Origin of the sequence: Streptomyces sp. NPDC059895 (genome assembly GCF_042731035.1) — a bacterium.
GTDB lineage: Bacteria > Actinomycetota > Actinomycetes > Streptomycetales > Streptomycetaceae > Streptomyces.
Genome location: NZ_JBHWKO010000010.1, coordinates 189,854 through 216,125, shown reverse-complemented (window position 1 = coordinate 216,125; position 26,272 = coordinate 189,854). Strand labels below are relative to the sequence as shown.

General features: G+C 75.4%; 7 protein-coding genes and 1 pseudogene. 4 read left to right on the top strand and 4 right to left on the bottom strand.

Annotated elements, in window-relative coordinates; translation table 11 throughout:
* Positions 1-68: 68 nt before the first annotated feature.
* Positions 69-1,040: an amidohydrolase family protein gene (locus ACFV9M_RS15040; protein WP_385069523.1), complete on the top strand. Its 972-nt coding sequence runs from the start codon at positions 69-71 to the stop codon at positions 1,038-1,040.
* Positions 1,041-1,102: 62 nt separating this feature from the next.
* Here ACFV9M_RS15040 and ACFV9M_RS15035 read toward each other — a convergent pair whose 3' ends face one another.
* Positions 1,103-2,362 (bottom strand): transposase, encoded by a 1,260-nt coding sequence (locus ACFV9M_RS15035; protein ID WP_385069525.1) that lies wholly within the window; start codon positions 2,360-2,362, stop codon positions 1,103-1,105.
* Between the two features lie 321 nt (positions 2,363-2,683).
* On the opposite strand from ACFV9M_RS15035, the gene ACFV9M_RS15030 reads away from it, so the two are divergent.
* On the top strand, positions 2,684-3,529 hold the full coding sequence (locus ACFV9M_RS15030) for an SDR family NAD(P)-dependent oxidoreductase (RefSeq protein ID WP_385069526.1): 846 nt from the start codon (positions 2,684-2,686) through the stop codon (positions 3,527-3,529).
* A gap of 69 nt (positions 3,530-3,598) precedes the next feature.
* Here the strand turns inward: ACFV9M_RS15030 and ACFV9M_RS15025 are convergent, their stop codons facing one another.
* The 3 genes from ACFV9M_RS15025 to ccrA form a co-directional block, all read right to left on the bottom strand.
* The gene (locus ACFV9M_RS15025; protein ID WP_385102448.1) at positions 3,599-4,588 is read right to left on the bottom strand and encodes a beta-ketoacyl-ACP synthase III; all 990 of its coding nucleotides are present in this window, start codon (positions 4,586-4,588) and stop codon (positions 3,599-3,601) included.
* A gap of 182 nt (positions 4,589-4,770) precedes the next feature.
* Complete coding sequence (locus ACFV9M_RS15020; protein WP_385069529.1) at positions 4,771-6,588, bottom strand: fatty acyl-AMP ligase; 1,818 nt, start codon at positions 6,586-6,588, stop codon at positions 4,771-4,773.
* Between the two features lie 334 nt (positions 6,589-6,922).
* Positions 6,923-8,272, bottom strand: coding sequence for a crotonyl-CoA carboxylase/reductase (ccrA, locus tag ACFV9M_RS15015; RefSeq protein WP_385069531.1), 1,350 nt, complete (start codon positions 8,270-8,272; stop codon positions 6,923-6,925).
* Between the two features lie 352 nt (positions 8,273-8,624).
* Here ccrA and ACFV9M_RS15010 point away from each other — a divergent pair, with 352 nt between their 5' ends.
* Entirely contained in the window at positions 8,625-17,204 is an 8,580-nt protein-coding gene (locus tag ACFV9M_RS15010) for an SDR family NAD(P)-dependent oxidoreductase (RefSeq protein ID WP_385069532.1), read from the top strand.
* Positions 17,205-17,430: 226 nt separating this feature from the next.
* Positions 17,431-25,980: pseudogene (locus tag ACFV9M_RS15005) on the top strand (type I polyketide synthase); the annotation flags it as partial.
* Positions 25,981-26,272 lie beyond the last annotated feature (292 nt).

Genomic DNA, 26,272 nt, shown 5'->3' with positions numbered 1-26,272 from the left:
CCCCGAGGCACCCGGCCGGCGACCACCGCGATCCGCTCGGGCAACGGAGCCCGACGAAAGGACCCACCATGCGCAAGATCGCCCTCGAAGAGCACTTCACCACCGACGCGATGAAGCACTACAGCCTCCCCGGCGCCGCCATGTTCGACCCCGCGCAGTGGGAGACGTCGCTGAAGCGGCTGCTGGACTTCACCGACGTGCGCCTGCCCCAGATGGACCAGTACGGCATCGACGTGGAGGTCCTCTCGCTGCTCTCGCCCGGCGTCCAGGTGGAGAAGGACACCGCCACGGCGGTGCGCAACGCCTCCCTCAGCAACGACTTCCTCGCCGAGATCGTCGCCAAGCACCCCACCCGGTTCTCGGGTTTCGCCTCCCTCGCCCTCCAGGACCCCGACGCCGCGGTCGCCGAACTGGACCGCGCGGTCACCCAGCTCGGACTGCGTGGCGCCCTCATCAACGGCCACACCCACGGCGAGTACCTGGACGCGGACACGTACCTCCCGCTGTGGGAACGCGCCGAGGCCCTCGGCGTCCCCCTCTACCTGCACCCGGCCAACTCCTTCGACACCTGGCACAACCTGAGCGGTCACGAGGAACTGATCGGGCCGATGTGGAGCTGGGGCGTGGAGACCGCCACCCACGCCCTGCGCATCGTCTTCTCCGGCGTCTTCGACCGGTTCCCCGGCGCCACGCTCGTCCTCGGCCACATGGGCGAGGGCCTGCCGAGCATGCTCTGGCGTCTCGACAGCCGCTGGGCGTTCCTCGACCACCGTGGCCGGAAACTCGGCAAGGAGCGGCCCTCGGACTACATCCGCGAGAACATCATGATCACCACGAGTGGTGTGTGCGCACCGGCACCGCTGCTGGGCAGCCTCCTCGCCCTGGGCGCCGACCGGATCATGTTCTCCACCGACTACCCCATGGAAGGCAACGCCGAGGCCGTCCACTTCATCGACAACGCGCCGATCAGCGAACTCGACCGGGCGAAGATCTGTCACCTCAACGCCGAACGACTGCTCGGACTCCGAGGTCGCCTGTGACGCGGCGCGAGCGTGTCATGCCGTTGTAGCTGTCACGCCGACCCGCGCCGTGTCCGCCCGGTTCACAGGTGTCCGTCGTCCGGGAGGAGGTCCGGGCCCGCTCCGTCCCGGGAGCGCAGCCTCCTCTCCTCCTCGGCGGCCTTCCTCAAGGCGGCCGGCCACTGCGGGTGCGTCACCGTCGTCCCGGCCGTGCCCGACAGTGTCTGGAAGGTTCCGGCCAGCGCCCACTGCCGGAAGCGGTGGTGCACGGTCTGCCAGGCCCCGTAGCGTTCGGGCACGGTCCGCCACGGACTGCCGGTGCGGAAACGCCACATCACCCCGTCGAACTGCCGGCGCAGACCGTCCGGATAGGGCCCGCGCTCTCCGAGCGGGAGCAACGGTTCCACCGATTTCCACTGGTCGTCGGAGAGATCACCGCACGGTGTGTCGAGTGCGTCGGCCGTGTCCGGCACCGCCGCGGGGTGGGAGGTGGCCAGTTCTTCAAGGAGGGAGCGGACCGCCTCGACCGCGTTCATGACCATCGTCGGGTCGGCGCCCGGCCGGGCGTGGGCGCTCATCCGGATGGCGGGCGGCCGCGGGAGGCCGGTGTACTCCACCAGGCCGTCGTAGCCGCGACCGGTGGCCGCCAGGAGGGCCACGCCGAGTCCGGCGCGGGCGGCTTCCAGCACGCCGGCCAGATAACCGGCGTCGCAGACCACCGACGCGGGGATGTCGTGGGCGGAGAGCACCTCCAGGGCCTGGCGGCGGACCGCGCACGGCTCCTCGATCGCCGCCAGCGGCAGCGCGGCCGGCGCCGGCGGCGGCGCCCACCCCGGCGCGGCGTACCACTTCAGGGGCAGCCCGCCGACCGGCATGCCCTCGACGACGACCGCCTCGGTCACGTACACCGCCAGATCCACCGACCTGCGGGTGACGGCCTCGACGAGCCGTGCGGAGCGGTCGATGCGGAACCTGACCTGGGAACGCGGCAGCGTCCGGTGGACGGCCTCGGTGACCGTGGGCAGGAACTGGTCCGCGGCGTGTTCGGCGGAGCCGATGACGACGGTGGCCGGTTCGGACCCGAGGAGACGTCGCGCCGCCTCGTCGTGCACGCTGAGGATCCAGCGGGCCTCGTCGAGGAGGAGCTTGCCCGCCGCGGTGAACCGGGTCGCGCGGCCGGCCCGTTCCACCACCGGCCGTCCCAGCGTCTTCTCCAGCCGCCGCACGTGCTGGCTGACCGCGGACTGACTGAGGGTCAGGGACTCGGCGGCCCTGCGGAATCCGCCCTCGTCCGCGACGGCGACGAGACTGCGCAGCGCGATGATGTCGAAGACCGGTCTCATGGATCAACGCTAGCATCAACTGATAAGCGTTTCAGATCACTTGGGGCGGTTGTTCCCTGTCGGACAGGTGGGGCGAGATCGGTCCGCGCGCTGCGTGTCCCGTGCGCCGCGAACCGCTTCGGGGGGCATGGGACGACGCGTTGTCAAGGGGTCGGCGCGAACGCGCACAAGGTAGGGAAGGGGCCCGGGGGAAATAGGGGTTGGCGGCCCCCGGGGGTGATGGCACGGTGGGCGAAACGGCAGGTCCGGTACCGCCCGCCGACGGGACCCGCGCGGTTCCGGATCCCGCCCACGCGCCCGTGCTCACCGGAAGAGACGCCCATGACCTCCCTGCGTACTGTCCTCATCACCGGCACGTCCTCCGGCATCGGCCTGGCCACCGCGGTCCAGGCCGCCGAGGCCGGCTGGAACGTCGTCGCCACCCTCCGCGACACCGGCAGGGCCGACGCCCTTCGCGCGGCCGTCGAGGCGGCCGGCGTCGGCGACCGCGTCCGGATCGCCCGCCTCGACGTGACCGACCCGGAGTCCGTCGGCGAGGCCGTGTCCCGCGTGGTCGCCGACCACGGACGTCTCGACGCGGTGATCAACAACGCCGGGGTCGGGCAGCTCGGCACCGTCGAGCAGATCGGTGTCGAGGCCTTCCGGTCCGTCCTGGAGGTCAACTTCTTCGGAGTCGTGGAGGTGACGAAGGCGGCGCTGCCGCACCTGCGCGCCGTCGGCGGCCGCCTCGTCACCGTCTCCAGCCTCGGCGGACTGATCGGCCAGCCGTTCAACGAGGCCTACTGCGCGGCCAAGTTCGCCCTCGAGGGCTTCCTGGAGTCCCTCGCCCCGGTGGCCGCGACCGCCGGAGTGCGGGTCTCCGTGGTCGAACCGGGCCCGGTGGCCAGCGAGTTCGTCACCCGTCTGGAGCCGTCCGTGCCGGGGCTGATCGAGAACGCCGGCCCCTACGAGGCCGCCTTCAAGGCCTACTTCGCCACCACGGCGGGCCTCTTCGAGCACGCGCAGAGCGCGGTCGACGCGGCGGCCGCGGTCGTCGGCGTCCTCACCGCCGAGCAGCCGCCCTTCCGGGTGCAGACCTCCGACGCGGCACGCGATCTCGCCGGGATCAAACTGGCCGACCTGGACGGCTCGGCCGTCCAGGCGGTCACCGGACCCTGGCTGACCTGACACGGCATGACCTCGGACCGGGCCTGGCCCGAAACCGGGCTTGACCTGACCTGACCCGACGGCCGTCCGTCACGGCAGGGCCACCACCTGCGCCGCGTGGCTGAGGCCCGCGCCGAAGCCCACCAGCAGCGCCAGACCGCGCCGGGGCACCGCGCCCCGGGCGATCAGCTCCTCCAGGGCGAGCGGGACGGACGCGGCGGAGGTGTTGGCCGTGTGGACGACGTCACGGGCCACCACCACATGGGGCGGAAGCCGCAGCGCGGCAGCCGCCCCGTCGACGATGCGGAGGTTGGCCTGGTGCGGGACGAACGCGGCCAGGTCGCCGGCGTCCACCCCGGCGGCGGCGAGGGCGGCGCGCCCCGCCACCGGGACCGTGCTCACCGCCCACCGGAACACGGCGGGGCCGTCCATGCGCAGGGTGGGCGCCACGGTGACCGACGCCCCCGGCGCGGGCCAGGGCCCGGAATGGGCTATGGCCCCGTGACGGTCGCCCTCGGAGCCCCAGACCACCGGCCCGATGCCCGGCTCGCCGGCCGGGCCGACGACCACCGCGCCGGCCCCGTCGCCGAATAGGAAGGCCGTGCCGCGGTCCGTGGGGTCCACGATGTCGGTCATCCGTTCCGAACCCACCACCACGACATACCGGCTGGTGCCCGCCCGGATCAGGGAGTCGGCCGTCGCGAGGGCGTGGACGAAGCCCGCGCAGGCGGCACCCACGTCCAGGGCGCCCGCAGACCCGGCGCCGATCCGGTGCGCGACCCGGGGAGCGGCGGGCGGCGACTGGGTCAGCTGGGACATGGAGGCGAGCAGCACCGTGTCGACCGCGTCGGGTGCGATGCCCGCCTGGGCCAGCGCCTTGAGCGAAGCGGCCACGGCCATGTCGACGACGGTGTCGTCCGGAGCGGCGAAGCGCCGGGTGGCGATGCCCGACCTGCGCCGGATCCACTCGTCACTCGAATCGATCGCCGCCGCCACCTCCGCGTTGGACACCACCCGGGAGGGCCGGTAGGCACCGACACCGAGGATCCGGGAACCGGGGACGGCCACGGGGGCGCGCAGCCCTCGCGCGACACCGTCCGCCGCGCCCCCGCCGCTGGTGTCGGCCGGTCCGCGTCCGGTGGGTTCGCCGCTCGTGCCCGCCGGTCCGTGCCCCGTCGTTCCGCCGCCCGTGCTGGTCGGAGCGCGTCCCGTCGTTCCGCCGCCCGTGCCCGTCGGGGCGCGTCGAGTCGTTCCGCCGCCGGTCACCGGGCCTCCCCGGAGTCCCGCGTCGTACGCGTCGCGAACTCGCCGTCCAGATAGCGCCGGCGCGTCTCACGGCGCTGTACCTTGCCGCTCGACGTCTTCGGCAGCGTCCCCCTGCGGACCACCAGGATCTCGTCGGCCTCCAGTCGCTGGCCGTCCCGTACCGCCTCCCGTACGCGCCCGCGCAGGCCCTCGCCGCCGCCGTCGCGCAGCGCACGCCCGTCGGCCTCGACGACCACCACCAGCCGTTCGGCCGTGCCGTCGTCCACGGAGAACGCCGCCGCGCAGTTCGGGCGCAGCGCCGGGTCGGCGCGCTCCGCCGACACCTCGATGTCCTGCGGGTAGTAGTTGCGGCCCTTGCGGATGATCACGTCCTTGAGCCGGCCGGTGACGAAGAGCTCGCCGGCGTGGACGAAGCCGAGGTCCCCGGTGCGCAGCCAGGTGCCCCGGTCCTCCTCACCGGTCAGACGCGCCCCGAAGGTGCGCAGGCTCTCCTCGGCCCGTCCGTGGTAACCGTCGGCGACGCACGGGCCGTTGACCCAGATCTCGCCGACCGTGTCGTCCGGCAGCCCGGCCAGCGTCCCGGGGTCGGTGATGCGCACCGAGGTCGCCCCCACCGTCGTGCCGCACCCGACCGCGTGGACGGTGTCCGCACCGGGTGCCGGATCCGCCGGGTGGTCGCCCAGCGGCGACGGCAGGGACGTCACCCGGTCCGGGACCTGCTCGACACGGCCCTCGCGCAGGGCTTCGGCGTCGAGCAGGAGCAGCGTCGGATCCTGGTCCTCCCGGCTTCCCGTCACCTTGAGGGTGTTCTCCGCCAGCCCGTAGCCGGGGCACATGGCCCGGGAGCGGAAACCGGCCCCGGCGAACGTCCGGGTGAAGTCGCGCACGGCGTTCCACCGCACGGGTTCGGCCCCGTTGGCCGCCACCCGCAGGCTGGACAGGTCGAGCCCCTCGGGGACGCCGTTGTCGGCCGCGTCCCGCACGCACAGCTCGTAGGCGAAGCTCGGCGCGGCGGTGTGGCTGCCCCGGAACCGGGAGATCGCCTCCAGCCACCGGGCCGGCCGGCGGATGAACGCCTCGGGGGCCATCAGATACGCCGGGATCCCCGCCCACAGCGGCAGGACGACTCCGAACAGCATCCCCATGTCGTGGAAGAGGGGCAGCCAGTTGACCACGGCGCTGTCGGGGCGGCAGGGCCACAGCAGGTCCGTCTCGGCCACGTTGCTGCGGAAGTTGGCGTGGGTGACCCGCACCCCCTTGGGGTCGCCGGTGGAGCCCGAGGTGTACTGGAGCAGGGCGATGTCGTCGGGACCGACCGCCGGCCCGGTCCACTCCCCGGCCGCCGGAGCGGGCGGCGATCCGGTGTCCACCAGGGTGAGCCCCGCCAGCTCCGGGGTGTCCCCGAAACGTTCCTCCAGGTCTTGTTTGACGGCTGCCGTCGTGAGCACGGTCGTCGTCCCGGCGTCATCGGCGATGCGCCGCAGCCGGGTCAGCCCGCGCAGCCGGGTCGGTACCTGGACGGGCGCCCCGGCGACGCCCGCGTACATGCAGGCGAGGAGGGTGGAGACGAAGTCGAGACCGGACGGGTGGAGCAGGACGGCGGCGCCGCCCCGGAGCCCGGCCGCGTCCAGTTCGGCGGCCCGGGCCCGCGCGGCTTCGTCGAGCTGCCGGTACGTCAGCGTCTGGTGGGGCGACTCGCCGTTGTGGAGGAAGACGTAGGCGATGTCGTCGGGCCGGGTCGCACTGCGCAGGCGCAGGACCTCGGGCAGGGTGGGCAGTGCGGTCGCCAGGGGGTGAAGGGCGGTGGCGGTCATGTGCGGCGGTCCTCTCCTCGCTGCGGCGCGGTTCGTCGGTGCGTTCGGCTCGGGGCCCGGGGCGCGCGCGGCGCGCAGGGCGGGTGCGGCGCGGGCGCCGTTTCCGCGGTGGCTACGGTGGCTACGGTGGTGCGCGCGCCGTTCGCGGTGGCCTGACCGGCCGGCGGTGCTCGCGGCGTTCACTGCCGCTCCTCCCCTCTCTGCCGTTCCTGCCGTTCCTGTCGCTCCTGCCGTTCCGGTGGACGGCGTGCTCGGACGGACGGCGTGCTCGGCGCGGCGAACGGCGTGCTCCGGCGGACGGAGTGCCCCGGCGGTTCCGGGCACCCCGGGTCGCTCATCCCGCGAGGGCGGGCTGCGGTGCGGTCCGCAGGGGATTGAGCCACTCCTCGCCCAGCGCGGCGCGCGTGCCGGGGTCCGTCACGCCGAGTCCGGGCCGGGGGGCCAGCGCGAGCACGCCGACCTTGCCGGTGTGGCCGTTCGTCTGCACCAGGCGGGCCGCCTCGCCGACCTCGGCAAGCGGGTACACGTCGGACAGCACGGGCGCGACGCTGCCGAGCTTGAGCAGGCGCATCATCTCCGCGGCCTCGTTCAGGTTCATGCCGTGGCTGCCCACGATGCGCTTGAGGTTCATCCAGAAGTAGCGGTTGTCGAAGGAGTGCTCGTAGCCCGTGCTCGAACCGCAGGTGACGACGGTGCCGCCACGCCGGGCCACGATGACCGAGATCCCGAAGGTGGCCCGGCCGACATGGTCGAACACGACATGCGGGTCCTCGCCCAGCTCCGCCCGGACGGCCCGGCCGAGCCGCTTGGCGAGCTCCACCGTGTCGGCGCCGGCCGCCACCCGGCCGCCGATGCCGATCTCCTCGCGGTTGATCACGACGTCGCAGCCGAGCTTCGCCAGCAGTTTCGCCTTGGCCTCGGAGTTGACCACACCGACCGGGATGCCCCCGCCGTTCTTCACCAACTGGACGGCGAAGGCGCCGAGACCGCCGGTCGCGCCCCAGATCAGGACGATGTCGCCCTGCTTGATGCGGGCGCCCCGGTCACTGACCAGCATCCGGTAGGCGGTTCCGCCGCACAGGGGCACACAGGCCGCCTCCTCCCAGGTGAGATGTCCCGGCTTGGCGAGCAGCTGGCTGGCCCGTACGACGGTGTAGTGCGCCAGGCCGCCGAAGTTGGTCTCGTACCCCCACGCCTTCTGGTCGGCGCCGAGCATGCCGTCGGCGTGCGTGACGGGATCCTGGTCGTCCACGACGGCCGCGTTGACGGCCACGTGGTCGCCGACCTTCCAGCGGCGGACGCCGGCCCCGACGCGCACGATCACACCGGCCGCGTCCGAGCCGACGACCTGGTACGGCTGGTCGTGCCGGGCCGCGTGACCGCCGCTCCTGGCGAAGCGCTTGAGCGCGCCGAACGTCGACACGGGCTTGAACGTCGCCGACCAGACCGTGTTGTAGTTGATGGAGCTGGCCATGACGGCCACCAGCACCTCGTCCGGGGCGAGTTCGGGCATCGGCACCCGGCCCACCCGCAGCGATCGCCGGACGTCGCTGTCGGCCTCCCCGTCGAAGATGCCGACGTCCTCCTGCCGGATGTGAGCGGCGACGAAGTCCGCCGGGACCGGAGCGCTTTCCAGTTCGTCCGCGGAGGCTCCCCGGAGAACTGCCTCGGTCAGTGAATCCATCTCTGATTCCCTTCGGGGTGAACGAGTCAATTGACGCTGCCGCATGTTTGTGGAAGACGCTATGGTGGGCCATTTCCGATGGGGAACCCCTAATCGCGACCCCTAGGGGTGTCGGTGGGCAAACAGGGTTCCGCGCCCCGTTCGATCTTCGAAACAGCAGGTTGGACGTGGTGGGGGAACTCCTAGGGGGAGGTTAGGGGTCGGCGTGGAAAGCATCGCGCGGCAAAAATGTGAGCGGTGGCGCCGGGATGCGGGAGGAATCATCGCATCGCCTTTCCGGTCGTCCTGGAGGGAAAGTCGGTGCAGCGGGAAATCTTCCGCGCGGAATGTCGAGAAGGGTTCGGCGAGAACGATGACCAGGCAGGCTGACACCCATGCGGCCGGAGCCGGCCATGACACGGTCGTTCCCGTCGCCGTGATCGGACTGGCGTGCCGGCTGCCCGGCGCACCCGACCCGGACGCCTTCTGGGACCTGCTGCGGCGGGGCGGCAGCGCGATCGGCCCGCCCCCCGAGAACCGCCGGGCCCCCCGGGACGCCGACGCACTCCGGGATGCCGACGCACTCCGGGATGCCGACGCACTCCGGGACGCCGAAGCTCCTCGGGATGCCGAAGCTCCCCGGGATGCCGAAGCTCTCCGGGACGCAGGCGCCCCTCAGGACGCAGGCGCACCCCGGGACGCCGAATCCTCAGGGGACGCCGGAGGCCTCGACGGCCGGCCCGGGTCCGGTGCGCCGCGCGACGCGGATCTGCCCGGCGGCTTCCTGGACGACGTGGACCACTTCGACGCGGACTTCTTCGGCGTCTCCCCGCGCGAGGCCGCCGAGATGGATCCCCAGCAGCGGCTCGTCCTCGAACTGGCCTGGGAGGCGCTGGAGGAAGCCGGGATCGTCCCCGCCTGCCTCTCCGGCACCCCCGTCGGCGTCTACGTGGGCGCCATGGCCCACGACTACGCGACGCTGCGCCACCGCGAGGACGCGGGCCCCCTCACCCGCCACACCCTGACCGGACTCAACCGCGGGATCCTCGCCAACCGCGTTTCGTACACCCTCGGTCTGCGCGGCCCCAGCCTGACCGTCGACTCCGCCCAGTCGTCGGCCCTGGTCGCCCTCCACCTGGCCTACCGGGCCGTGCGCGACGGCGACTGCACGCTCGCGCTGGCCGGAGGCGTCAACCTCAACCTGGCCCCCGACAGCACCTCGGCCGCCGCCCGCTTCGGCGGCCTGTCACCGGACGGCCGTTCGTACACCTTCGACGCCCGCGCCAACGGATACGCGCGCGGCGAGGGCGGCGGCATGGTGCTCCTCAAGCCGCTGGCGGCGGCGCTCGCCGACGGCGACCACGTGCACAGCGTGATCCTGGGCAGCGCGGTCAACAACGACGGAACCACCGAGGGGCTGACCGTACCGAGCGCCGACGCCCAGCGGGACGTACTGCTCCAGGCGGCCCGGCAGGCGGGGGTCGACCCGCGCGAGGTGCAGTACGTCGAACTGCACGGCACCGGAACCCCGGTGGGGGACCCGGTGGAGGCCGCCGCGCTCGGCGCCGCGTACGGCACGGGCCGCGAGGGCGAGGAGCGCCTGCTGGTGGGCTCGGTGAAGACCAACATCGGACATCTGGAGGGCGCGGCCGGTGTCGCCGGTCTGCTCAAGGCGGTGCTCAGCCTCCGCCACCGGCAGCTTCCCGCGACCCTCAACCACGAGACCCCCAACCCGCGGATCCCTCTGGACGCGTTGCGCCTGCGGGTCCAGCGCGCGTCGGGCCCCTGGCCCCGGCCCGACCGGCGGCTGATCGCCGGCGTGAGCTCCTTCGGCATGGGCGGCACCAACTGCCATGTGCTGCTGGCCGAGCCGCCCACCGCCGCCCGCCCGACGACACCCGCCGCCACCGCCACCGCCACCGACACCGCCACCGACCCCGGCGCCGGCGCCGACGTCGTCGTCCCCTGGCCCGTGTCCGGCGCCACCCCCGCGGCGCTGCGGGCCCAGGCCGAGCGGCTCGCCGAGCACGTCCGGGGCCGCCCCGGCCTCCACATCGCCGACCTCGGTCACTCCCTCGCCACCACCCGCACCCGGTTCGCCCACCGCGCGGTGGCGCTCGGACACGACCGCCCGAGCCTGTTGCGCGCGCTGGACGCCGTGGCGGCCGGCGAGCCCAACCCCGGTGCCGTGGTCGGCCGCGCGCCGGTGCGGGCGGCGGGTCCCCTCGCCTTCCTCTTCCCGGGACAGGGCAGCCAGCGGGCCGGCGCGGGCCTCGAACTGCACGCCACCACACCCACGTTCGCCGCGGCCCTGAACGAGGTGTGCGAGCAGTTCGACACCCACCTCGACCGGCCGCTGCGCGAGGTCCTCTTCGCCGCTCCCGGCTCGCCGGACGCCGCGCTCCTCGACCGCACCCGCTACACCCAGGCCGGCCTGTTCGCGCTGGGGACGGCGCTGTACCGGGTGCTCGAACAACACCTCCCGGCACCGGACTTCGTGCTCGGGCACTCCATCGGCGGCCTCACCGCCGCCCATGTCGCGGGGGTGCTCCCGCTCGCGGACGCCGTCACCCTCGTCGCGGCCAGGGGCCGCCTGATGGAGGAGGCCCGCGCGGGCGGAGCGATGATCGCCGTGGAGGCCACCGCCGCGGAGGCGGAGCCGGTCCTGGCCGGGTACGCCGGCCGGCTGGCGCTCGCCGCCGTCAACGGCCCACGTGCGGTCGTGGTCTCGGGAGACGAGGAGGCGGCGCGGGAGGTCGCCGAACGGTTCGCCCGCCAGGGCCGCAGGACGCGTCGCCTGAAGGTCAGCCACGCCTTCCACTCGCCGCACATGGACGGCGCGGTGGACGAGTTCCGGCAGATCGCCGCGACACTCGCCTTCCGCCCCCCGGTCCTCGGCGTGATCTCCGACGTGACCGGCCGGCCGGCCGGTCCGGACGAGCTGACCTCGCCCGACTACTGGGCCGAGCACATCCGGCGCCCGGTGCGCTTCCACGACGCCGTACGGGAGCTGGCAGGGCGGGGCGTCACCGGCTACGCGGAGCTGGGCCCCGGCAACGTGCTCACCTCCCTCACCCGGTCGGGCGCGGGCCGTGACGCGTCCGTGGTCCCGCTGCTGCGGCCCGGGGTGCCCGAGCGGCTCTCCCTGGTCACCGGGCTGGCCGAGCTCCATGTGACCGGTGCCGACACCGACTGGTCCGCCTTCTTCGGCGAGGGGCCGCGACGGCGGGTCGCGCTGCCGACCTACGCCTTCCGGCGCAGGCCCTTCCGGTTCGCCACCTCACCCCGGCCCGCGACCGCCCCGACGGCCCCCGCCCCCGCCCCGAAGGCGTCCGTCCCCACCCCGGACGCCTCCGCCTCGAACGAGTTCGCCCCGGATGCCCCCACCCCGGACGCCTCCGCCTCGAACGAGTTCGCCCCGGATGCCCCCACCCCGGACGCCTCCGCCCCGAACGAGTTCGCCCCGGACGCCTCCGCCCCGGACGCCTCCGTCGCCGGCGGCGCGAAGTCGGCCGCGCCCGAGGCGCCGGTGCCGGCCGTGCGGACCGACTTCCTCGCCCTCGTCCGCGTCGCCGCCGCCGACGTCCTGGGCGTCACCCCGGGCCAGGACCTCGACCCGGAACGGACGTTCAAGGCCCTCGGCCTGGACTCGCTCGGAGCGGTGGAGTTCGCGGACCGGTTGTCCCGGGCGACCGGGCTGTGGCTGCCGCCGACCCTCACCTACGACCACCCCACCCCGCTCGCCCTCGCCCGGCACCTCGCGGCGGAGGCCTCCGGTACCGGCCCCGGCGATCCCGCCGAAGCACCGCGGGCCACCGGAACCCCCGGGGAGGCCGGGGAGGCGGGGGAGGCGGGGGAGGCGGGGGAGGACGACGACCCGATCGCGATCGTCGCCACCGCGGGCCGCTGGCCCGGCGGCGCCGACACCCCGGAGCGGCTCTGGGACCTGCTGGTGTCGGAGACGGACGCGACGAGCGGCTTCCCGGTCGACCGCGGCTGGGACGGGGACCTCTACGACCCCGACCCGGACCGGCCCGGCCACACGTATGTGCGCCGCGGCGGATTCCTGCACGACGCCGACCGGTTCGACGCCGACTTCTTCGGACTCACGCCCCGCGAGGCCGACGCGATGGACCCGCAGCAGCGCCTCCTCCTGGAGACCTCCTGGGAACTGCTGGAGCGGGCCGGCGTCGACCCCGCGACCCTGCGCGGCAGCGGGACCGGCGTCTTCATCGGCGCCACCCAGCAGGAGTACGGCCCCCGCCTGCACGAAGCCGGCTCCGGCTCCGGACACCGGCTGACCGGCGCGAGCGTCAGTGTCGCCTCGGGCCGTATCGCCTACACGTTCGGCCTCGAAGGGCCGGCGCTCACCGTGGACACCGCCTGCTCCTCGTCACTGGTGGCGCTCCACCTGGCGGCGCGCGCGGTCCGGTCCGGCGAGTGCGCCCTCGCGCTGGCGGGCGGTGTGACGGTGATGGCGACCCCGGGCATGTTCACCGAGTTCAGCAGGCAGCGCGGGCTGGCCCCGGACGGGCTGTGCAAGCCGTTCGCCGCCGCGGCCGACGGCACCGGCTGGTCGGAGGGCGTGGGGCTGGTGCTGCTGGAGCGGCTCTCGGACGCCCGCCGGGCCGGCCGCCGGGTGCTCGCCCTGATCCGGGGGAGCGCGGTCAACTCGGACGGCGCCAGCAACGGACTCACCGCTCCGAACGGCCCCTCCCAGGAGCGCGTCATCCGCCAGGCCCTGGCGGACGCCCGGCTGACCACCGGTGACATCGACGCCGTGGAGGCCCACGGCACCGGCACCACGCTCGGGGACCCCATCGAGGCCCAGGCACTGATCAACACCTACGGGCTCGACCGTCCCGAGGGACAGCCGCTCCGCATCGGCTCCCTGAAGTCGAATCTCGGGCACACCCAGGCCGCGGCCGGTGTCGCCTCCGTCATCAAGATGACCGAGGCCCTGCGGCACGGCCTGCTGCCGGCCACCCTCCACGTGGCCCGTCCCACCCCGCACGTCGACTGGTCCAGGGGCGCCGTCGAACTCCTCACCCGCGCCACCCCCTGGCCGGCCGCCGGCCGTCCCCGCCGCGCCGCCGTGTCCGCGTTCGGCATCAGCGGCACCAACGCCCACCTGATCCTCGAAGAGGCGCCCCCCGCCCCGGCCGAGCCCGAGCGCCCGGCTGCCGACCGGGACGTCCCCGTCCCCTGGGCCCTGTCGGCGCGCACCCCGCAGGCGCTCCAGGACCAGGCCGCACGGCTGACCGCGCTGCTCAACGCGACGGCGCCCGAAGACGTCGACCCGGCCGAGGTGGGGCACGCCCTCGCCCGCAGGCCGCTGTTCGACCACCGTGCCGTCGTGGTGGCCCGGTACCCGGCCGACCTCCGCACCGCCGTACGGGCCCTCTCCCGCGGGGAGACCGCCGAAGGGGTCGTCCGCGGACGGTCCGCCGCCTCCGGCAGGCTGGCGTTCCTCTTCACCGGGCAGGGCAGCCAACGGCCCGGCATGGGCAAGGAGCTGTACGCGGCCCACCCCGTGTTCGCCGCCGCCTTCGACGAGACGTGCGCCGCGCTCGACGCCCACCTGGCCGGACACGCGCCCGCCCCGCTGCGGGAGATCATCTTCACCGGCGCGAGCGCGGGCGCGAACTCGGGCGGGGGAACGGGCGGGGGAGCGGGCCCGAGCGTGGACGACGGAGCCGGCGAGGCCGAGGCCGAGGAACACCGGGCCACCGACCCGCACCCGCAGGAACAGCCCGGACGCCCGCACCCGCACCCGCACCCGCAGGAACACCCCGGACGCCCGCACCCGCAGGAGCCGTCCGCCCCGGACACGCCCCGCGCACTCGACCGGACCCTGTTCACCCAACCGGCGCTGTTCGCCCTGGAGGTGGCGCTGTTCCGCCTGCTGGAGTCCTGGGGCGTCCGTCCCGACGTGGTCGCCGGCCACTCGGTGGGCGAGCTCGCCGCGGCGCATGTCGCGGGTGCCCTGAGCCTCACGGACGCCGCCGCGCTGGTCGTCGCCCGGGGCCGCCTGATGCAGGCCCTGCCGGAGGGCGGAGCGATGGTCGCCCTGGAGGCCACCGAGGACGAGGTGCTCGGCGCACTCGACGGCCGGGAGACGGAGGCCGGCATCGCCGCCGTCAACGGCCCGTCCGCGACGGTCGTCTCCGGAGCCGAAGAGGCGGTGCTCGCGGTGACGGAGCGGTTCCGCGCCCGGGGCCGCAGGACCGCCAGACTGCGCACGAGCCACGCCTTCCACTCCCCGCTCATGGACCCGATGACCCGGGAACTGGGCCGGGTCGCCGACGGCCTCGGCCATCTGCCCCCGGACATCCCCCTGGTGAGCGCCCTGGACGGCACCCTCTTCACCCACGACCGGCCGATCCCTCCCGCGTACTGGGCGGCGCACGCCCGGGGCGCGGTCCGCTTCCTCGACGTCGTACGCCGTCTGGAGGCCGACGGGGTCACCACGTACCTGGAGCTGGGTCCCGACGCGGTCCTCACGGCCCTGGCGCAGGAGGGCCTGCTCGGCGGAGGCGGCCAGGACACGCCCCCGCCCGCCCTCGCCGCCCTGCTGCGCCGCGGCCGCCCCGAGCCGGAGACCCTGCTGGCCGCGCTCGGCACGGCCCACGCACGGGGGGCCGGCGTCGACTGGAGCGCGGTCATCGGCCGGTCGGGGCCGAGCCGGGTGGACCTTCCCACCTACGCCTTCCAGCGGCGACGCCACTGGTTCCAGGCGCCCGCACACCGGGCACCCGCAGGCACCCCGGTCGACGACGGCCGGTTCTGGGAGTCCGTGGAACGCCGGGAACTCGACTCCCTCGCCACCACGCTCGGCATCACCGACTCCGGGCGCCGTGAGGCACTCGACGCCGTCCTGCCCCTGCTGGCGTCCTGGCACGCGGAGCGCGGCAGGGCGGCCGAGATCGACCGGTGGCGGCACCGGGTGCGCTGGCAGCCGGTACCGGACCCGCTGCCCGGGACCGTCCGGGGGCGCTGGCTGCTCGTCCTGCCCGACCGGGCCGACGCCGCGCCCCGGCCGTACGACACGTGGGGGCCGCTGCTGGAAGGGACCCTCGGCGACGCCGGCGCACGCGTCGACCGCGTTCCCGTCCCGGCCGGCCGCTCCGACCGCGCGTCCCTGGCCGCCCTGCTCGCCGAAGCCGCCGACCGGTCGGCCGCGGAGCCGGTGACCGGCGTGCTGTCCCTGCTGTCGCTGGACCACGACCCGGAACCGGGCCTGCCCGCCCTGCCGCGCGCTCTCGCCGCCACCACGGCGCTCGTCCAGGCGCTGGACGACACCGGCACCGACGCGCCGCTGTGGACCCTCACCCGCGGCGCGGTGACCACCGGCACCGGCGACCGGCCGGCCGACCCGGCCGGAGCGCTGGTCTGGGGACTCGCCGTCGTGGCCGCCACCGAGGCCGACGGCTGGGGCGGTGTCGTCGACCTGCCCGAGCGGGCCGACGCCGGCGCCGCCGCCCGGGTGCTCACCGCCCTCACCGGCCGCCACCGGGAGGCCGAACTGGCCGTACGGCCCGAGGGGCTGCTCGCCCGGCGCCTGGTGCCGGCGCCCCTGGAACCGGCCCCCGCCGACGGGCGGGCGGCCGACTGGACCCCCGGCGGCGGCACGGTCCTCGTCACCGGAGGCACCGGAGCACTGGCCGGGCACACCGCCCGGTGGCTGGCCCGCAAGGGCGCCGGCCATCTGCTGCTGCTCGGCAGGCGCGGCGGCGACGCACCGGGCGCGGACGCGCTGCGGGACGAACTCACCGCGCTGGGCGCCCGGGTGACCTTCGCCGCGTGCGACGTCGCGGACCGTGCGGCACTCGCCAGGGTGATCGCCTCGGTGCCCCCGGAACACCCCCTGACGGCGGTCGTGCACACCGCCGCCGTCCTCGACGACGCCCTGCTCGACGCGCTCACCCCCGAACAGCTCGAGGGGGTCCTGCGGGTCAAGGCGGCCGGCGCGCGCCACCTGGACGACCTCACCCGCGACCTCGACCTGACCGCGTTCGTCCTCTTCTCCTCCGCCACCGGCGTCCTCGGCACACCCGGACAGGCCAACTACGCGCCCGGCAACGCCTACCTGGACGCCCTCGCCTTCCAGCGGCGCGCCGCCGGCCTGCCGGCCACCTCCGTCTCCTGGGGGCTGTGGGCGGGCGAGGGCATCGCCGGCGACGAGGCCGCGCGCCGCACCGAGCGCCACGGACTGCTGCCCATGGACCCCGAACTCGCCGTCGCCGCGCTGGAACAGGCCCTGGACCGGGACGAGACCCACCTGGTGGTGTGCCGCGGCGACTGGGCGGCCCTGGCGGCCCTGCGTCCCCATCCCCTGCTCGAAGCCCTCACCGGCGGCCCCACGGCCGACCGCGCACCGGAGCCGGACGACCGGCCGGACGGACTGCGCGCCGAACTGGCGGCGGCGACCGGCGAGCAGGACCGGCGCCGGCTGCTGCTGCGCTTCGTCCGCACACAGGTCGCCGAGGTCCAGGGCGGCCGGCCGGCCGATTCCGTGGACGTCCACCGGGGCTTCAAGGAACAGGGCTTCGACTCCCTCACCACCGTGGAACTGCGCAACCGCCTGAACCGGCGCACCGGGCTGAACCTGCCCACCACCGTCGTGTTCGACCACCCCACCCCGCAGGCGGTGGCCGACCTGCTGTACGAACGGCTCGCCCCGGCCGGGGTGCCGGCGGACGGCACGGCGCGGGAGCTGGGGGCCCACCTCGACCGTCTGGAAGCGCTGCTGGCGGCGCTGCCGCCGGACGGTCCGGAGCGGGCCGACGCGGCGGCCCGGCTGACCGCCCTGGCAGCGGACGGCCCGCACGGCGCGGACGGCACGGCCCCGGCCGGCGGCACCGGGCCGGGCAGCGACGTCTCCGCCGCGCTGTCGGCCGCCACCGACGACGAGCTGATGGACTTCATCGGCAAGGAACTCGGCATCTCCTGAGCCGGCGGCCCCCACCGAGCGGTGCCGCCGCACCGCGCCTCCTTCTCCACCAGACCCCACCCGCATCGGGCCCCGCACCGCACCCCCGGAGCGAGTCCCGGACCGGGCATCGCGCACGAAGGACGGATTCATGAACGACAGCCGCATGCGGCACCTCCTGGAACGGGTCACCGCCGAACTGCACGAGACGCGCAGGAAGCTGCGCGAGGCCGAGGACAGCGGCCAGGAGCCCATCGCCATCGTGGGGATGGGCTGCCACTTCCCGGGCGGCATCGACTCCCCGGAGGACCTGTGGCGGCTGCTCTCCGAGGGCGGCGACGTCGTGGGCGACTTCCCCGACGACCGGGGCTGGGACGTGGGCGCGCTGTTCGACCCGGACCCGGACCGGCCCGGTACCTCGTCCACCCGGCACGGCGCCTTCCTCGCCGACCCCGGCGCCTTCGACGCCGACTTCTTCGGCATATCGCCCCGCGAGGCGCTGGCCATCGACCCCCAGCAGCGCCTGCTGCTGGAGACCGCCTGGGAGACGTTCGAACGCGCCGGGATCCGGCCCGACGCCCTCCGCGGCAGCAGCACCGGCGTCTTCGTCGGCACGAACGGCAACGACTACGCGCCGCCGGCCGGAGCCGTCCCCGAGGACCTGGAGGGCTACATCCTCGTCGGCAACGCGGCGAGCGTCGCCTCGGGGCGGATCTCGTACACCTTCGGCTTCGAAGGGCCCGCCGTCACCGTCGACACGGCCTGCTCCGCGTCGTCGGTGGCCGTGCACCTGGCGGTGCGGTCGCTGCGCTCGGGGGAGTGCGACCTCGCCCTGGCGGGCGGGGTGACCGTGATGACCACCCCGTCGACCTTCGTGGAGTTCTCCCGGCAGCACGGACTGTCGGCGGACGGCCGCTGCAAGGCCTTCGCCGCGGCGGCCGACGGGACCGGCTGGTCGGAGGGAGCCGGTCTGCTGCTGGTCGAGCGGCTCTCCGACGCGCGGCGCCTCGGCCACCGGGTGCTGGCCGTCATCAGGGGGACGGCGGCCAACCAGGACGGCGCCTCGCACGGCCTGACCGCCCCCAACGGCACCGCCCAGCAGCGGGTCGTGCGCCAGGCCCTGGCCGACGCCCGGCTGACGCCCGCACAGGTCGACGCCGTCGAGGCGCACGGCACCGGCACCACGCTCGGGGACCCCATCGAGGCCCAGGCGCTGCTCGCCACCTACGGTCAGGAACGGGCGCAGGGACGTCCGCTGTGGCTCGGCTCCGTGAAGTCGAACATCGCGCACACCCAGGCCGCCGCGGGGGTGGCCGGCATCATCAAGATGGTGCAGGCCATGCGGTACGGCGTCCTCCCGAGGACCCTGCACGTGGACGAACCGTCCCCGCACGTCGACTGGGCGTCCGGCGCCGTCTCCCTGCTGACCGAGCACCGGCCCTGGCCCGAGACCGGGCAGCCCCGCCGGGCCGGGGTGTCCGCCTTCGGCATGAGCGGCACCAACACCCACATCATCCTGGAACAGGCACCCGAGCCCACGGACCCCGGGACCGGGGACGGCCCCGGCGGCACCCCCGAGCCCACGGTCACCGGGACCGCCGAAGGCACCGGGCCCACGGAGCCCGCCACCGCCGAGGGCACCCCCGGCCCCGTCGCCCTGCCCCTGGTCCTCTCCGCCCGCACCCCGGCCGCCCTCACCGCCCAGGCGGGCGCGCTCGCCTCCTGGCTCCGTACCGCCGGCGGTGCCGACGGTGCCGACGGCGCCGATCTCGGGGCCGTGTCCCGCGAACTGGTCGCGGGCCGGGCCGGGTTCGAGGAGCGGGCCGTGGTCGTCGGCGCCGGCGCGGACGACCTGCTCGCCGGACTCGACGCGCTCGCCGCCGGCGAGCCCGCTCCCGGCGTCGTGCGCGGGAGCGCCGTCACCGATCCCCGTACGGTGTTCGTCTTCCCCGGGCAGGGCTCGCAGTGGATCGGCATGGCCCGCGAACTGCTCGACACGTCAACGGTGTTCGCCGACAGCGTCACCGCGTGCGCCCGCGCCCTGGAGCCGTACACGGACTGGTCCCTGGTGGACGTCCTGCGCGGCGCCGGGGACGCGCCCGGCCTCGACCGGGTGGACGTCGTGCAGCCCGCGCTGTGGGCGGTGATGGTGTCCCTCGCGCGGCTGTGGCAGTCCCACGGGGTGCGGCCGGACGCCGTGGTCGGACACAGCCAGGGCGAGATCGCCGCCGCGTACGTGGCCGGCGCCCTGTCGCTCGACGACGCGGCGCGGGTGGTGGCCCTGCGCAGCCGGGCCATCGGCGCGCTGTCGGGCGACGGCGGCATGGTGTCGGTGGCCCTGCCGCTCCGCGCGGCCACCGAGGCGATCGCCCCCTGGGCGGGCCGCCTCTCGGTGGCCACGGTCAACGGCCCGTCCGCCGTGGTGGTCGCGGGCGCACCCGACGCCCTGGACGAACTCGTCGCCGCCTGCGAGCGGGACGGCACACGCGCCCGCAGGATCGCGGTGGACTACGCCTCGCACTCGCCGCAGGTCGAGCGGATCCGCGAGGAACTGCTCGCCGTCCTCGCGCCCGTCACCCCGCGCCCCGCGCGGATCCCGCTCCTGTCGACGGTCACCGGCGACTGGCTCGACACCACCGGGATGGACGCCGCCTACTGGTTCACGAACCTCCGGCGGACCGTCCTGTTCGAACCGGCGATCCGCAAGCTGGTCGCCGAGGGCCACGACGTCTTCGTCGAGACCAGCCCGCACCCGGTGCTGACCGCCGCCGTGCAGGAGACCGCGGAGGCCGCCGGCACCGGGCCCGTCACCGTCACGGGATCGCTGCGCAGGGACGAGGGCGGACCGGTCCGTTTCCTCACCTCCCTCGCCGCGGCACAGGTCCACGGGGTCGAGGTGGACTGGCACCCGGAGCCGTCGGGACCGCGCACCGTCCTGCCGGACCTGCCCACCTACCCGTTCCAGCGGCGGCGCTTCTGGCTCGGACCGGTCGCCGGGGCGGCGGCGGACGCGTCCGGTCTCGGGCTGCGTCCCGCCGGACACCCCCTGCTCGGGGCGACCCTGCGGCCCGCGGAGGGCGACGGACTGCTGCTGACCGGCCGGCTCTCCGCCCAGGCCCAGCCCTGGCTCACCGACCACACGGTCCTCGACCGGGTCGTCGTGCCCGGCACCGCCCTGGTGGAGCTGGCGGTACGCACCGCCGACGAGGCCGGGCGCGACACGGTGGACGAGCTGGTGATCGAGACCCCGCTGGTCCTGCCCACCGACGGAGCCGTCCAGATCCAGGTCTCCGTGACCGCGCCCGGCGAGGGCGGCCGGCGTGCGCTGACCCTCCACTCCCGGCCCCAGGACGCACCGGACGGCGCCGACTGGACCCGCCACGCCACCGGGTTCCTGACCCGCTCGCCCGCACCGGCGGCCCCCTCGGCGGGCACGCCGGGCACCTGGCCGCCGCCGGAGGCGGCCGCCCTGTCCCTGGACGGTCTCTACGACCGGCTCGCCGAGTCCGGCGTGGTCTACGGCCCCCGGTTCCGGGGACTGCGCGCCGCGTGGCGGCGCGGCGAGGAGCTGTTCGCCGAGGTCGCGCTCGACGGCGAGGAACGCGCGGCGGCCGGGGAGTTCGGGGTGCATCCGGCGCTGCTCGACGCGGCCTTCCACACGGCCGCACTCGGCACGGCGTTCCGGCCGGAGCCGGACCGGGCCCTGCTGCCGTTCGCCTGGAACGGGGTACGGCTGCACGCCTCGGGCGCGACGACCCTGCGGATCCGGCTCGCGCCCACCGCCGACGGCGGCCTGTCCCTGGACGCCGTCGACGAGGCCGGAGCCCCCGTCGTGTCGGTCGCCTCGCTGGTGTACCGGCCCGTTGCCGCGGGGCAGCTCGCCGCGGGGCCCGGGACCGCCACGCCGCTCCATACGCTCGCCTGGAAGCCGCTGCCGCTGCCGGACGCGGCGCACACGGGCGGCACCGGAACCGCGGCGTTCCTGGGAGAGACGTCCGGTCCGGGCCGGGAGGCGGCCTTCGACGACCCCGCCGCCGTCGCCGAGGCGGTCCGCGCGGGCCGGGACGTACCGGATCAACTCTGGTACGAGGTGGCGGCCTCGGCGTCCGCCGGACCCGGCACGGACGGGGACGCGGCGGACGTGTCCGTGCCGACGCGCGCACGGGCGACGCTCGACCGGGTGCTCGCCCTCGTCCAGGACTGGCTCGCCCGCCCCGAACTGGACGGCGTACGGCTGGGCGTGGTGACCCGGGGCGCGGTGTCCGTCGCCGGTGAGTCGCCGGACCTGGCGACCGCCGGGGTCTGGGGACTGCTGCGCTCGGCGCAGTCCGAACACCCCGGCCGCCTCCTGCTGGTGGACGCGGACCCGGACGGAGACGGAGGCGGAGATGCGGACGCGGACGGCGTCGGCCCGCTCGCCGCGGCCGTGACGGCCGCCGACGCCGCCGGGGAGACGCAGCTCGCCTTCCGGGGCGGCGCCGCCTTCGTGCCCCGCCTCGCCCCCGCGGCCCCGGCCACCGGATCGGGCACCGACGCGCCGTCCCCGTCCCGGACCTGGCGGTTCGCACCGTCCGAGGGGACGGTCCTGGTGACCGGAGGCCTGGGACTGCTCGGCAGGCTGATCGCCCGTCATCTCGTCACCGACCTGGGCGTACGGCACCTGCTGCTGACCGGCCGGCGGGGCGAGCGGACGCCGGGCGCGCCCGAGGCCGTCGCCGAACTCACCGGCCTCGGCGCCCACGTCACCGTCGCCGCCGTCGACGCGGCCGACCGGGACGCCCTGCGGACCGTCCTCGACGGCATCCCGGCGGCGCACCCGCTCACCGGTGTCGTCCACGCGGCCGGGACCCTGGACGACGGCGTCCTGGCCGGACTGACCGCCGACCGGCTGGACACCGTCCTGCGCCCCAAGGCCGACGCCGCCTGGAACCTGCACGAACTCACCCGGGACGCGGACCTCTCCGAGTTCGTCGTCTTCTCCTCGGCCGCGGGCGTCCTCGGCGTCCCCGGCCAGGCCAACTACGCCGCCGCCAACACCTTCCTGGACGCCCTGGTGGCACACCGCCGCGCACGAGGGCTGGCCGCCACCTCCCTCGCCTGGGGGCTGTGGGCCGAGAGCAGCGAGCTGACCGGCCACCTCGACGGCGCGGACCACCGCCGCAACGCCCGCCACGGCACCCGTGCGATCACCACCCCCGAAGGCCTCGCCCTGTTCGACGCGGCCGGAGCGACGGACCACGCCCTGCTCGTCCCGCTCGCCCTGCGGCACGGAGCCGACCCCGCGCAGCTTCCCGCGGTCCTGCGCGACCTCGTGCGGACGCGGCGGCCCGTCGCGTCCGCGGCGTCCGAGGCGCCGGGCGCCACCCTCGCCGGGCGGCTGCGCGCCCTCGACGCCGGGGCGCGGGAGGAGTTCCTGATCGGCCTGGTCCGGGCGGAGGCGTCGACCGTCCTCGGCCGCGACGACCGCGAGGGCATCGCCGCCACCAGGGCGTTCAAGGACCTCGGCTTCGACTCGCTGACGGCCGTGGAACTGCGCAACCGGCTGGGCGCGGCGAGCGGACTGCGGCTGTCGCCCACGCTCGTCTTCGACCACCCCACCCCGCGGTCCCTGGCCCGCTTCCTGCTCGCCGAACTCGTCGACGAGCAGGACGGGGCGCCCGCCCCGGCCCCCGCCGCCGGCCCGGCCCCCGGCACGGACGACCCCGTCGTGATCGTCGGCATGAGCTGCCGGCTGCCGGGCGGCGTCGCCTCGCCCGACGACCTGTGGGAGCTGGTGGCCGCCGGCGGCGACGCGATCACGCCCTGGCCCACCGACCGCGGCTGGGACAACGAGGCCCTCTTCGACGCCGACCCCGACCGGCCCGGCCGCACCTACACCCAGCACGGCGGATTCCTGCACGACGCGGCCGACTTCGACGCGGGCTTCTTCGGGATCTCCCCGCGCGAGGCGCTGGCCACGGACCCCCAGCAACGCCTCCTGCTCGAAACGTCCTGGGAGGCGTTCGAGCGGGCGGGCATCGCCCCCGACACGCTGCGCGGCAGCAGGACCGGCGTCTTCGTCGGCGTCATGTACAACGACTACGCCTCGCGCCTGCACGACCTGCCGCCGGAACTGGAGGGCTACCTCCACAACGGCAGCGCGGCCAGCGTGGCGTCGGGGCGCGTCTCGTACACGTACGGGTTCGAGGGCCCGGCGGTGACGGTGGACACGGCGTGCTCGTCGTCGCTGGTGGCGCTGCACCTGGCGGTGCAGGCGCTGCGCTCCGGCGAGTGCGACCTGGCGCTCGCGGGCGGTGTGGCGGTGATGGCCTCGCCCTCGGGCATGGTCGCCACCTCCCGGCACCGCGCCTTCGCCCCGGACGGCCGCGTCAAGGCGTACGCCGCCTCGGCGGACGGCACCAGCTGGGCGGAGGGCGTGGGGCTGCTGCTGGTGGAGCGGCTGTCGGACGCGCGGCGGCTGGGGCACCCGGTGCTGGCGGTGGTGCGGGGTTCGGCGGTGAACCAGGACGGCGCCTCCAACGGGCTGACCGCCCCGAACGGCCCGGCCCAGCAGCGTGTCGTCCGGCAGGCGCTGGCGACCGCGGGCCTCGCCCCGCACGACGTCGACGCGGTCGAGGGGCACGGCACCGGCACCACCCTCGGCGACCCGATCGAGGCACAGGCGCTGGTGGCCGCCTACGGCCGCGGCCGGCCCGAGAACCGGCCCCTGTGGCTCGGCTCGCTCAAGTCCAACATCGGGCACACGCAGGCCGCCGCCGGGGTCGCCGGGGTCATCAAGATGGTGCAGGCCATGCGGCACGGCGTCCTGCCGAGGACCCTGCACGTCGACGAGCCGTCACCGGACGTCGACTGGGCCTCGGGCGGTGTGCGGCTGCTGACCCGGGAGCAGCCGTGGGAGGCGGACGGACGGCCGCTGCGCGCCGGCGTCTCGTCCTTCGGCGTCAGCGGCACCAACGCCCACGTCATCCTCGAACAGCCCGACGGGACGCGGGAGCCGGCCTCCGCCCCCGCCCTCGACGGGACGCAGGAGCCGGCCTCCGCCCCCGCCCCCGGCGGGGATCGGGAGCCGGCCCCCGCCCCCGCGCCCGACGCCGGTGAGGCCCCGGCCCGGTCCGCCGAGGAGGCGCCCCTGCCCTGGGTGCTCTCCGCGCGGACCCCGGCGGCCCTCTCGGCCCAGGCCGGGCGGCTGCTCGCCCTGCTGGAGCGGGCGGAGGGCCGGCCGGCCGCCGCCGACGTCGCGCACGCCCTGCTCACCGACCGGTCGCACTTCGAACACCGCGCGGTCGTGGTCGGCGCCGGCCGCGACGCCGTCGCCCAGGGCCTCGGCGCCCTGGTCCGGGGAGAACCGGCCGGAAACCTCGTCCGGGGCGTCGCCGCCGACGGCGTCCGGACGGTCTTCGTCTTCCCCGGCCACGGCTCGCAGTGGGCCGGGATGGCCCACGGACTCCTGGACTCCTCCCCGGTGTTCGCCGAGCGGATCGAGGACTGCGCGCGGGCGCTGGCGCCCCACGTCGACTGGTCGCTCCTCGACGTCCTGCGCGAGCTGCCGGGAGCACCGACCCTGGACCGCGTCGACGTGGCCCAGCCCGCGCTGTGGGCCGTGCTCGTGGCGCTCGCGGCGCAGTGGCGGGCGTACGGGGTGGAGCCGGACGCGGTGGTCGGGCACAGCCAGGGCGAGGTCGCCGCCGCCACCGTGGCCGGCATCCTGTCCCTCGGGGACGCGGCCCGGATCGTCGTGGAGCGCAGCCTGATCCTGGCCGGTCTCGTCGGCAAGGGCGGCATGGTCTCCCTGGCCCTGCCGCCCGACGAGGTCGAGCGGCGCATCGAGGCCTGGCCGGGACGGCTCTCGGTGGCCACGGTCAACGGGCCCTCGGCCGCTGTCGTCGCGGGCGACGAGTTGGCCCTGGAGGAACTGCTCGCCGAGTGCGAGGAACGGGGCGAACGGGCCCGGCGGATCAGGGCGGCCACGGTCGCCGGTCACTCCCCGGTGATCGACGAGGCGAAGGAGGAACTCCTCGAACGGCTCGCCTTCGTCACCCCCCGCGAGGGCGACGTGCCCCTCTACTCCACGGTCACCGCCGCCCTCGCCGACCCGGCGGAACTGGACGGCACGTACTGGTACCGCAACATCCGGCAGACGGTCCGCTTCGCCCCCGTCGTCCGGGACCTGGTGGACGCGGGACACACCGTCTTCGTCGAGGTCAGCCCGCACCCCGTGCTGGCCGGCAGCATCCAGGACACCGTCGAGGCGGCGGACGCCGACGGCGTGGTGGTGACCGAGACCCTGCGGCGCGACCACGGCGGCCTGGACCGCTTCCTCGCCTCGGCCGCCGTCGTGCACGCCCGGGGCGTACCGGTGGACTGGTCCCCGGCGTTCGCGGGGCTGCGGCCGGGACGGGTGGAGCTGCCCACGTACGCGTTCCAGCGGCGCCGGTTCTGGCTGGACTCCGGGACGGCCCCCGCCGGACCGCTCGCCCGCGAGGGCGGCGACCCGGCCGGCCTCGGCGAGGACGAGGCGAGCGCCGAAGCCCCCGGTGACCTGACGTCGACGCTCGCCGCCCTGGGGCCCGCCGAGCGGGCCGAGGCGCTGCTCGACCTGGTGCGCCGGCAGACGGCCGACGTCCTGGGCCATGACGACGTCCACGAGGTGGGCGCGGACCGCGCGTTCAAGGAACTCGGCCTGGAGTCGCTGACCGCCGTGGACCTGCGCAACCGGCTCGCCACGGCCCTCGGCCGGAAACTGCCGGCCACCCTCGTCTTCGACCACCCGACCCCCGCGGCCGTCGCCGCGCATCTCGCGACGCTGCTGCCCGCCGCCGGCGCGGCACACCACGGGTCCGCGCACGACGCGCTCGCCCTGCTGGAGCGGATCGCGCCCGACGTCACGCCGTCCGACCCGGACGGGCTCGAACTGGTCGCCCGGCTCCGGGCGCTGGCCGCCCGCTGGGGCGACGACGTACGGGAGACGGGCGACGGCCGCGCCGACGACATCGACCTGGAGTCGGCGACCGACGACGAGCTCTTCGAACTGATGGACAGCGAGGCGTGATGCACGACGAGCAGGGGACGCGGGAGGTGGCCCACGGTGG